This is a genomic window from Paenibacillus sp. J22P165 (genome assembly GCF_059692015.1).
Map to the genome: position 1 here is coordinate 103649 of NZ_JCAUAP010000019.1, position 11488 is coordinate 115136.

Sequence of the window (11488 nt, forward strand, 5' to 3'; positions counted from 1 at the left end):
ATGAAGAGTCTTCTTAAATTTATCACTTGCGGAAGTGTGGACGACGGCAAATCCACGCTGATTGGACATATGCTTTATGAGGCAAAACTTTTGTTCGCCGACCAAGAAAGAGCGCTAGAACTAGACAGCAGACTTGGCAGCCGCGGCGGCAAAATTGACTATTCCTTGCTTCTTGACGGGCTGTTAGCAGAGCGTGAGCAAGGTATTACGATTGATGTGGCTTATCGGTATTTTACGACGGATCACCGTTCGTTCATCGTAGCGGACACGCCGGGACACGAAGAATATACCCGTAACATGGCCGTAGGTGCATCTTTTGCGGATCTGGCTATTATTCTTGTGGACGCGAAGAAAGGGGTTATTACCCAAACCAAGCGCCACTCTCGGATTTGTGCACTTATGGGAATTAAACATATCGTTCTTGCCGTGAATAAGATGGATTTAGTCGGTTTTGATCCTAAAGTATTTGATACGATCAAACAAGAATTCTCGCAATTGACCGCTGGGTTTCATTTTGAAAGCATTCAGGTGATCCCTGTTTCCGCTACAGAAGGGGATAACATTACGAAAAAATCACCAAATACCCCTTGGTATGAAGGTCTTGCCTTGCTGCCATATTTAGAAAACGTAGACGTTCATCAGAGCGATAATACGAAGCCATTTATGATGCCGATTCAACGTGTATGCCGTCCGGATCATACATTCCGCGGTTTCCAAGGTCAAATTGAGGGTGGTCGTATCGAGGTTGGTGATGAGCTGATCACATTGCCTAGTCATGAGAAGGCGAAAGTCAAACGGATCCTCGTGGGAGACCAAGATCGCGATTATGCCTACGCTGGACAGCCCGTGACCATTCAATTGGATCGGGAAGTCGACGTGTCGAGGGGCTGTGTGTTCACGAAGGATAGTCAGCTTCAAGAAGCGGACAGTTTCAGTGCTACGATCCTTTGGATGGATGATTCTGTACTGACACCAGGCAAAAACTATCTGGTTAAGGTAGGTACGAAAATCCTGCCAGGTACCGTAACAGCCATCAAACATAAAATCGAAATTAATACAGGAAAAACGGTTCCTACCGACCATATTGTTAAAAATGAATTGGCGACATGTGAGTTTTCTTTATCTGACAGTATCGTCATTGATTCTTTTGAAGAAAACAAAAGCATCGGTGGATTTATTCTGATTGATCGTGTCACCAATATGACATCTGCTTGTGGCGTGATTGAACAAATTCTTCAAAGCTCCGACAATGCTGTAGGGCTAGATACGGAAATTAACAGAGAAGTTCGTGCTCAGCAAAAAGGTCAGAATCCGTTGACCCTTTGGTTCACGGGTTCGGTTTCAGATCAATCGACCCTTGCGAAGGAAGTCGAAAAACGTTTAGTATCAACAGGCCACCACACCATGTTGCTGGGGAAAGGCCAAGGAGAATCGGTGCACCGATTAGCAGAGGTTGCTAAATTGATGAACGATGCTGGACTTATTGCATTAGTATCGTATAATTCCTCGAACGGTAACGATCTAGAAACAGCGCGTGACATCATTGGCAAAGAATTTATTGAGGTTCATGTGAGCTCGGGCACCAAGGATTCACTTGGCAACCCGGAAATCCAAATCGATGCAAGCAGATCATCTATTGACGAATCTGCTAATTATGTCGTGAAACGAATTATCAAATATTTAATCAATGAGAGTAGTCGTGGACAATTCCTTAATTTTTAAAAATAAACAAGAGCACACTTGATAGCCAAGTGTGCTTTTGTTTGCATTCTGTTAATTTTTCGTAGATCATTAAGAAATAGCAAGTACTATCAACCTTCGGAGGCCAACACATGAAGAAATGGCTCAAAATAACGCTTATATCACTTCTTTCCCTTGTTCTTGTACTCGCAGTGGCATTTCTCATATATGCCTCTAACTATTATCATGCGGTTGATGTTTCTAAGGATGCCTTAGTTAATGAAAAGACGATCACAACAGATGGCAATCTGACCATTCTATCGCCTTCAACACCGAGTGAGACGGGTTTCATTTTCTATCCTGGGGGAAAGGTTGAACATATTGCTTACCTACCCCTGCTAGAGAAATTACGTCAAAAAGGGATAACCTGTGTGCTGGTGGATATGCCTTTTAACCTTGCGTTTTTTAATAGCAATGCCGCTGATGACGTGTTTGGCAAATTGCCCGAAATCAAAAACTGGTATATCGGTGGACATTCGCTAGGCGGAGCAATGGCAAGCAATTACGCTGCTAAGCACCAAGACCAGATAAAGGGGCTTATATTGCTTGGCGCCTATATTTATGGTGACATTCCGCCAGAAAATGCGTTAACCGTATACGGCTCGCTTGATGGTGTACTGGACAAATCGAAGATAACCTACAAAGAGAACGTGTTCGTTGTAGAAGGTGGCAACCATGGGCAATTTGGGAATTATGGCCCGCAAAAAGGCGATGGAGCCGCGACGATTTCAAGGGAACAGCAGCAACAGGAAACCGTTGATCACATCATTGCATTTATTAAAATGAAAGATAAAACGAAATGAAGATTGAACTCAATAACACAACCATAGACGTCAACGTTCAATACGCTATCCGTAAAAAACTATATATCCACATCGATGATACAGGTTTCATCACGATCAAAGCGCCTAACGGCACCAGTCAAGAACAAATCATCCACGCTGTGCAACAACACAGCAAGTCTATTCTAGACAAGCTAGACGCCATCAATCGAGCTAGACAACCTATCCCTAAAGTTAGAGAATATGAAGACGAGGGCAAGTTCCTTCATCTTGGGAAATATTATTTCCTCCACGAGTTAATTGAAACGAATGGTCTCTCGCAGGAAGAGTTGAAAATTAACCTGAAGAAATTCTACTTCGCAAGCTGCAAGAAGGTCATAGCGGAGCGAATCAAAACTTACCAGACCCAACTGAAAGTCAAACCCAAGACAATCGAGATCGATGAATCGAGAACGAAATGGGGGAGCTGCAGCTCAGATAAAAAGTTAACGTTTAATTATCGCCTAGCCATGGCGCCAGTTGAAGTTATTGACTATGTCATCGTGCATGAGTTGTGTCATCTCTTGCATATGAACCATGACCGCTCCTTCTGGAGACGCGTAGGCAGCCTTATGCCGGATTTTAAAGAGAAGGAAGCTTTCTTAGCCCGGTATGGTCAGGCCATGACGTTGTAAATAAAGACAGCAAAAAGGAGCGAGGTTCTTAGAACCTTACTCCTTTTTATATTACAAATCATTCTCATGCAAATAAGCAATCGTCTCGGACCTTCCAGAGACATTCAGCTTCTTATAGATAGTACTTAGATAATTTTTCACAGTCCCCGTGGTCAAAAACAGGTCAGCAGCGATAGCTTGATTGGACTTCCCTTGTTTTAAATTCCTCAGTATGTTTCGTTCCTGTGTTGATAAACCAGCGAGCTTGTCATCCTGTTGTTGCACTTCGCTAGACTTTTCTTCCAAAGCGCGTTCTTCACATTCCTCTGATGTACGCAGTGCTTGAACAAGTCTCGGCTGAATACTTAAGGGGTAGGTAATGCCGCCATCTAAACACACTTGAATGGTAGAGAGTATTTTCTTCGTCTCGACGCCTTTCACCAAATAGCCGCTGGCACCGTGTCGTATCGCTTCCCAGATGTAGGATTCATCCTCAAACGTGGTTAAAATAAGCACCTTGATCTCCGGAAATTCGGCTTTGATTCGTTTGGTAGTCTCTAAGCCATCTAGTTTGGGCATATGGATATCCATCAGCACGAGTTGAGGGCGATGAAGTTGTACCTGTTCAAGGGTGGCTATGCCATCCCCCGTTGTTGCTACGACGGTATATCCCTCCTCCATGCCTAGAATGGCGGCTAAACCATCCCGGATCAGGGGGTGGTCATCTGCGATAAGAATAGTTGTGTGAGACAATGCAATCACTCCTTCTGATCATTTTCGACTGAAGGGTATGGATATATCCAGGGTTACTCCGCCAGCTGAACCTTTGTTATGTATGGAAAACGTTCCTCCAACATCTTCTACTCTTTCCTTCATGGCCTGTAGTCCAGTACCAAAAACAATAGAGACGGGGGGATGACCGTTATTGGTTAGTACAAATCGAATGACCTCATCATGATAGGTTAAGGAAAAGTGGAAATGCGTGCTTAGGCCATGGCGAATGCCATTGGTTAGACCTTCTTGTAGTGCGCGATAAATCGTTAGCTCGATAATCGGTGTCAGATCCGGCGTCAATGTATCTATCGTGTAGGTAATCCCTACGTTCGTTTGCTTTTTCGTATCATCGATCAACCGGATAAGCTCGGGTATGAAGGAGTGATCGGGGAAATTTTCGCGCAATACATGAACAGAACTTCGTACATCATCTAATCCTCGAAGAATGCTTTCCCTCGTTCTTTCTATCATCTCTTTGGCAACGGGATAATGGCTTTTCTCCAAAGCATGCGCTGCCGTCTGTAACCCCGTTAACGCCGATGTAAGCGTATGTCCTACTGAATCGTGAATGTCGCGGGAAATGCGTGTTCGTTCCTGTAGTTTAGCTTTCTGCTCCAACGCAATAGAGGCAATTCGCAGCTGTTCATTGTCGATAGCCAATTGATTTTTTTGTTGAAAGGCAATTCTAGCAAGCAAGCTCATCCCATAAATGGCAAAGAAATCAATCACTCGCGGAATAAGTAAATAGATGTCCTCAAAAGGTGGGAACTGACGATAGATCATAACGCCTAGTAGAATACAAGCATAAGTGACGATCGTAAAGAGAATGGCATGCTTTCTACCATGGTGAAAGGTGAACTCACCAATGAGAATGAGAAGGTAGATTTGCGAAAAATAACTTTCCGACCACACGCAAATAACGAGAGCTAGAGCAAGTTGGGCATACAAAAATTGAAATCCAACTTTGCCATGTAGAGCAATCTTAAGGATGTAGTCCCGCATAAGAACGGCAGCCACATACGCACAAGCTAGCAGTAACAGCCCAATAGAAAATTTACCCGTATGAAATAAGAGGCATAGCGTCGCACCGATTACGATGATATTCAAGGTGAGTATCATGTTTTTGTGTAAATGTACATCCATATCATTTGCCCTCAAATAGCTTGCTATATTTTTTATTCATTTTACCATAAACATGACTTAAGTCATAGAAATTAGACATAAATCGACAGTATATTTGTTATTCTAGTGATTTTCTTCATCTTGGATAGGTCTTTGGGATCATCTATAATGAGAGTAGAGGATTTATGAAATTCCGAGGGAGGCATGTCCAAATGTTGATGATATTGTGGAACGTACTTGGTGGCATTCTTCTAATCTTGAGTTTATATATGCCCATTCGAATGTTATTGGAACGTAACCCTGAGTAGGAGGGACTACGATTTGAAGGATGATTTACAGCATAGGAAACATAGCGAAATGCTTGGATCAAGAGGCACTGGAACTGACTATGAGCAAATGAACCATAGATTGTTTCAGGAAACGGGCACGTCTATGGATGTCTTTTCAAATAGGTATCACATCACGAAACGGGAATCGGAGATATTCTTGATGGTCGCTATCTATGGTTTCTCCAATTACGAAATTGCCGAACGTTGCAGGATTAGTGAAAAAACGGTCAAGATTCATCTTGCTAATATAATGAACAAAGCAGGTATCAAATCGATGCGAAAATTACTTTCGCTGTTGTTTAACCACGTTATCTATTTTCGTGAAGGCAATCCGTTAAGTGAGAAGAAGTAGGAGATATCATCTTCTGCTTTTTTTTACATTATTTAGCGGAACTAACACTCTCTTATTTCGTCTATTATTATGTTGCTATAAATTCAAAGCTAGCGACGGCTCTATATAGAGGGAAAGGAAAGTAGATTATGTGGAAAAAGACAATTTTACTAGGCACGCTGTTTGTCCTATTGTTTGCAAATAATGCTTTTGCTTACGATGTGCAACTCAAGCCCTTTCAGGATGAAGAACAAGATTATGCCAAGGATCCGATTTATACACTATCCGCATTAGGTATTATTAACGGCTACGAGGATCAAACGTATCGTCCCAATAATGATCTGTCTAGAGAGGCTTTCGTTAAGTTACTCGTTATGGCAGGTAAAATAGAGAATAAAGCCGCCATTGGGCGTACCCCCGCAGACGTTACGAAGGACCGCTGGTCGGCTCCATATATTTCTGCTGTTTATGAACGGAAATGGTTAGATAACTTGATAGATCAAGCTGGTTTATTTCATCCTGAGCAGACGATTACTAGAGAAGAAGTTGCGATGCTCGTAGGGAAATCTTTGCTAGATTCCGAAAGCGAGAAGGCGCGCCAACAATGGCTAACCTCGGATTGGATGAACGAGCAAATCGTTAGAGGATTTAAGGATGATTCGGCAATGAACGAAGCTATGAAGCCATATGTGTATTATGCAGCGCATCGTGGCATTATGGAGGGAGATCAGGCAGGATTTAACCCGAAGCAGTCCTTGATTCGCAAACAGGCCGCAGCGGTTATCTATCGTTTAACTGATAAGCGTATTGCCGAGCAAAAGATCGATGTCACAGGATATTATGCAATTCAGTCTTATTCTGCAATTGAGCAGATGAATAAGCTTTCTCACGTCATATTAGGTTGGTCCAACTTGTCCTACAGCACTGCTGGGACAGCTTCATTGAATATCAGCTCGACGGTTAATCGTGTGCCGAGTGGCTATGAAGAAGTCCTTGCTGCTGCGAATGCGGCTCAAATCACGAAGGAATTGATGGTTTTCTATGATGGCGCTAATTTAATAGACTTCCTGAAGGATCAAGCTGCCCGGACGGCCTTTATCGCATCCTTGCTCCGTACTTTGAAAGATCCAGCCTACTCGTTTACTGGGGTAAGCATTGATTTTGAAGGGTTAAAGGATGCAGCAAGTGCGGCTGACTATACCCAATTTCTTCAGGCGTTGAAAAGTCAGTTAGGTTCGCTCACATTGTCCGTAGCTGTTCCTCCGACCTATTATTATAAGGGGTATGATTTAAAAGAGATCGGTAAGCTAGCTGACACGGTAATCCTTATGGCTTACGACTTCACACATGACGATAACATGTTGCCATCGGCTCCGTTACCTTTAGTGAACGATACGGTGATGGCAGCGCTGCAATCCATACCGAAGGAGAAGCTTGTTCTTGGCATTTCCAAACAAGCTAACCAGTGGATAACCGCATCTGGCGTAACTGGATCGGCCCTTAACCCAGCTATTGCAGATGTTGAAAAAAGGTTGACGATGCCAGGTGTGGATAGCACGTGGGCAATGCCGTATTTCTTGAAGAAAGCTACATTCGCAGACGAACGGGGTAGTCATGTCTTGTACTACGAAGACTCGCAGAGTATAGCCAAGAAGATTTGGCTCGCCAAATTCTATGATCTGCAAGGTGTTTCGTTGTGGTACATGGGGAACTATACGAAATCGGATTGGGAGAGAGTTGGAGGGCTGGGTTCATGAACCTAGCTCCTTTTTTTATTAATCTAAATCTGTTAATAGCGGATACCATACAATGGGATAAAGCAGCATTGAAATATAGATGTATGTTATACTAATTGAAACTGATTATTTTAAGGGGCTGTGTGATATGAAGTGGTCTGAAATTTGCTGTCATTACCCCAGTCGTTTTGTTTTAGTAGAAGCCATCAAAGCAGTTTCAAAGAATCGCTTACGTACAATTGAAGAAATGACAGTTGTAGAAGAGTTTGATAATCCAATTCAGGCTTGGGATGGGTATAAACTTCACCATAAGGAGAACCCTGAACGTGAATTTTATGTCTTTCACACTAGTAAGCAAGAAATAGAAGTGATTGAGGAATTCTTTTCGGGGATTCGCAAACCATGATGGAGCTTCGTATTGAGAATGGATTACCTGTAGTTGCATTTTCACTGAGTTATCAGGAACGAACACTTGAAATGAGGAACGTATTATTTGATACAGGGTGCAGTTCAACAATTTTTGATACAGATTTAGTTGCCAATATCGGGTTATCTCTCGATTTGATAAATGGAACTGCCAAAAGAATGTATGGAGTTGGCGGTGCAAGTGAGTTGTGCTATGAACAGAATGTATTTGATTTGGAAATAGGAAACATTATTCTTCCATCTTTTAAATTACAATTGGGTATGACAAGAGAGCCCTATGGTTTTGATGGCATACTAGGTATAGATTTTATAACCTCTGTTGGTCTAAGGGTTGATTTTAAAGAACTAAGAATTGATTGATTTCATTTAACCCCTACCTCGACAGGGGAGCGCACTCAAATGAGAAGAAATAGAAGAGGAACTCAACCGAGCCTCTTCTATTTTTTTATCCCCAAAACCATCTCCCGTCTAGCACAAACAACCCTACATTCTCATTTAATATTGCAAAGAGTAGTAGGAGGGTGTCCGTTATGTCAGATAAGGATGAATGTGAGAAAATATTTATCTATGTTACCAATGATTTTCTGCCGCAGTTCGTGGATGGTAACTCTTTTGTTCCATTAGTTGTTAATTTGAATAGTGCACAGCATGGCTGTGGCATCGTGTTCGATCCAGGGACGGATACTCTAACGATCAAAAAATCCAGATTATTTCAATGTCAATTCACGATTCAACTTTCAAACGTGGCATTTCCACCTCCAAGTAATCCGAATCCGCTCGTTCGTTTTGAAGTGAGAAGGAATGGGGGAACCCTAGTCTCATCGCAGACCAATTTCAACGCAAATAGCTTGGATACAATCTACGTGACTTCTACGTTGTTCACGGAATATTTCCGTTTTGGGGACAAGATCCAGCTTATCTTTGCTCAGCCGGCCCCTATTCCTAGCGGTTCCGTGCTGCGAATTGATTTTGCTAGCTTAACAATAATTGAAATTTCATAGTCTGTAGTGAGGCTTCATCCACAGTGATGAGGTTTTATTTTTTTTATTTAATAAGGTTAAGGAAATCATTCCCGGGCACAAATCAGATATGGTAAACTATAGGTATTAGGAACTAGTTTCTCGTATCCCATCTACTATATGAAAAGGCGCTGAAACCCTTCATGCTCTATTTGTACCGATCCGTGTTGAAATACCTAACGAGCAGCAAAAAAATATTCGCTGTGTTTCTAGTAGCTCTCCTATTTGAACTTAGTTTTGAGTACTTTACCTCATTAAGTATCAAATATTTAATTGACGATGCGATCACGCCTCGCAATATGACCATTTTTTTCGGGCTGCTGTCGGCTTTGCTGATAGGCGGGGTCTTGAACTTATTGATTGGTGTCGGCGGCGATTATGCGATGTCCAAATTAAACGAGACCATTCTCATCGGGCTGCGCAAGGATCTTTACGAACAGACGCAGAAGCTTTCTGCTCATTTCTTTTCGCGGTATCGGATCGGGGATATTGTCGCGCGGTTCACCATGGATATTCCAGCGGTAGAGCATGCGATGATGCAGACGTTTTCGACGCTTATTTTGGCGAGCCTCAGCATGGTGGTGGGGACCGTCATTTTGTTTGTTTTGGAGTGGAAATTGGCGCTTGTGGCGTTTGTCGGAGTTATCTTCATGTTCGTCCCGCAAAAACTACTGAATAAACGCGCGCAGCGCTACAACGAGGAGTACGTTGGGATCGTAGAGTCATTTTCGAATAATATGGATGAGGAAATGAAGGCTTTTAAGGTCATTCGCGGCTTTCAACTGCAGGAGTCTATGAAAAATAGATTCAACAAGCAACTGCAAGTCTGGTTTCGTCTAGGGGTGAAGCGAAGCTTCATTAATTCCAATCTTGAGCGTCTTCCGATCATGGTGTTATCCGTTATTAACGTGATTATCCTAGGTTTAGGGGGTTATTTCACGTTCCAAGGAACGATGACGATCGGAGATTTAATTGCCTTTTATTCGGTTTTTGATACGGTGGGCGTGTCTGTGATTCAATTCATGGAGGTTGTGCCTGATCTAATAGAGGGTGAGGTTGGCATACGGCGCATTAACGAAGTACTCGAGATCAAGCCAGATTTGGATGATGATGAGCAAGCTTCTCGGAATCCCTCGTTGGCCAACGAGATTAAGTTTGATGATGTTACCTTTGGTTATACGGAGACACATCCAATAATTCAGGATTTAACCTTATCGATTCCCATTGGCAGCTATGTGGCATTGGTGGGTCCTAGTGGTTCAGGCAAAAGCACGTTGCTTCAACTGCTCATGCGCTTCTATGATCCGCAAAAAGGCTCTATCCAAGTGGATGACCTTGATCTTCGTAAGATTCAGCTGTCTTCGCTGCTTACGCAAGCTGGTGTTATTTTTCAAGAACCTTATCTATTCAATACGACGATACGCGACAATCTACTGATCGGGCATCCCGATGCCACCGAGGAAGAGCTTCTTGAAGCTACGCTTGCGGTCGGTGTTCATGAAGCGATTATGCAAATGTCGAATGGCTACGATACGTGGATTGAAAATGATGGGGCCAATCTGTCCGTTAGTCAGCGGCACCGGATCTCGATTGCGCGCGCTTTGCTGCGTTCGAATGAGCTGACATTTATGGACGAAGTAGCTGCTTCTCTTGATCCCGAGTCCGAGATAGCACTGAACGAGACCATAACTCGGACTAATCAAGGGCGTACCGTTGTTGCGGTTTCGCACCGTTTAAAGACCGTTTCACATGCGGATCTCATCTATTTCATCCATGAAGGGAAAGTTATCGAGTACGGAACCCATCAGGAGTTGTTAGAGCGACAAGGGGCCTATCACAGTCTGTGGCAAAAGCAGCAAGGCTTCCAACTCTCCCACACGGGAGAAGTAGTTGTTGAAGTTGAACGCTTGCGACAGATGCCATTCTTTACATATATGAACGAAGACCTGTTGCACGAGATTAAGGATTTACTGATGACGGAGAAAATGACCAGTGGCCAGTATGTTTTCCGCCAAGGTGAAGCGGGTAATAAATTGTACATCATTGTAAGGGGCAAAGTAGAAGTGTCAAAAAGGAATGCCGAAGGCGAGAACATAAGGGTCGCTGTTCTTCAGGATGGAGACCATTTCGGAGAGATTGCTTTGCTGAAGGATGCGCCCCGCAATGCCAACATTACGGCGTTAACGGATTGCACGCTGCTCTCGCTTACACGTAAGCAATTGTTGCCTCTGCTGGATCGCTACGGAGATATGAAGGCGAAATTGAATCAGTCTTTGTCGGAGCGGAGTTAATTGAAGGTGAAGGAGGGGATGAAATTAATTTTGAAATGGAAAAATAAAACATTGCATTCCTTGTCGAAACCATGCTATATTATCACTCCGGCCGCAAGACAGGCTGGCGAGAGTAACTGAAAGTAACTCGAAAAAAAGTAGTTGCACATTAAAAGTAAACATGGTATATTACTTCTCGCTGCTTCGGTAACACGGCAGTGAACGAAAGAAATTGATCTTTGAAAACTGAACAACGAGTGAGTAAGCACAGTCGAGTAATCGACTATAAAAGAGATTGCAAAATCT

The 11488-nt window shown here is 43.0% G+C and carries 11 protein-coding genes; 9 read left to right on the plus strand and 2 right to left on the minus strand.

Annotated elements, in window-relative coordinates:
- From AC58QM_RS32295 to AC58QM_RS32305, 3 genes are all read left to right on the plus strand, one after another.
- Positions 1-1722 carry a GTP-binding protein gene (locus tag AC58QM_RS32295; protein ID WP_497288849.1) on the plus strand — a complete coding sequence of 574 codons (1722 nt, stop codon included), beginning with the start codon at positions 1-3 and terminating at the stop codon, positions 1720-1722.
- A gap of 110 nt (positions 1723-1832) precedes the next feature.
- Positions 1833-2543: an alpha/beta fold hydrolase gene (locus AC58QM_RS32300; protein WP_497288850.1), complete on the plus strand. Its 711-nt coding sequence runs from the start codon at positions 1833-1835 to the stop codon at positions 2541-2543.
- On the plus strand, positions 2540-3196 hold the full coding sequence (locus tag AC58QM_RS32305; RefSeq protein WP_497288851.1) for a M48 family metallopeptidase: 657 nt from the start codon (positions 2540-2542) through the stop codon (positions 3194-3196). Before AC58QM_RS32300 ends, AC58QM_RS32305 begins: the two co-directional genes overlap by 4 nt.
- Positions 3197-3247: 51 nt before the next feature.
- On the opposite strand, the gene AC58QM_RS32310 is transcribed toward AC58QM_RS32305, so the two are convergent.
- Together AC58QM_RS32310 and AC58QM_RS32315 are read right to left on the minus strand one after the other, a co-directional pair.
- Positions 3248-3928 (minus strand): response regulator transcription factor, encoded by a 681-nt coding sequence (locus AC58QM_RS32310; RefSeq protein WP_497288852.1) that lies wholly within the window; start codon positions 3926-3928, stop codon positions 3248-3250.
- Positions 3929-3946: 18 nt separating this feature from the next.
- On the minus strand, positions 3947-5092 hold the full coding sequence (locus AC58QM_RS32315; protein WP_497288853.1) for a sensor histidine kinase: 1146 nt from the start codon (positions 5090-5092) through the stop codon (positions 3947-3949).
- Between the two features lie 300 nt (positions 5093-5392).
- Between AC58QM_RS32315 and AC58QM_RS32320 the strand changes: the two genes are divergently transcribed.
- The 6 genes from AC58QM_RS32320 to AC58QM_RS32345 all read left to right on the plus strand — a co-directional run bounded on the left by AC58QM_RS32320 (position 5393) and on the right by AC58QM_RS32345 (position 11203).
- Positions 5393-5752, plus strand: coding sequence for a response regulator transcription factor (locus AC58QM_RS32320; RefSeq protein WP_497288854.1), 360 nt, complete (start codon positions 5393-5395; stop codon positions 5750-5752).
- A gap of 128 nt (positions 5753-5880) precedes the next feature.
- Positions 5881-7488, plus strand: coding sequence for a glycosyl hydrolase family 18 protein (locus AC58QM_RS32325; protein WP_497288855.1), 1608 nt, complete (start codon positions 5881-5883; stop codon positions 7486-7488).
- A gap of 127 nt (positions 7489-7615) precedes the next feature.
- Positions 7616-7873 carry a hypothetical protein gene (locus AC58QM_RS32330; RefSeq protein ID WP_497288856.1) on the plus strand — a complete coding sequence of 86 codons (258 nt, stop codon included), beginning with the start codon at positions 7616-7618 and terminating at the stop codon, positions 7871-7873.
- Positions 7870-8253: an aspartyl protease family protein gene (locus AC58QM_RS32335; RefSeq protein WP_497288857.1), complete on the plus strand. Its 384-nt coding sequence runs from the start codon at positions 7870-7872 to the stop codon at positions 8251-8253. Before AC58QM_RS32330 ends, AC58QM_RS32335 begins: the two co-directional genes overlap by 4 nt.
- Before the next feature lie 170 nt (positions 8254-8423).
- Entirely contained in the window at positions 8424-8894 is a 471-nt protein-coding gene (locus AC58QM_RS32340; protein ID WP_497288858.1) for a hypothetical protein, read from the plus strand.
- Between the two features lie 161 nt (positions 8895-9055).
- Positions 9056-11203 carry an ABC transporter transmembrane domain-containing protein gene (locus AC58QM_RS32345; RefSeq protein ID WP_497288859.1) on the plus strand — a complete coding sequence of 716 codons (2148 nt, stop codon included), beginning with the start codon at positions 9056-9058 and terminating at the stop codon, positions 11201-11203.
- Positions 11204-11488: the final 285 nt, after the last annotated feature.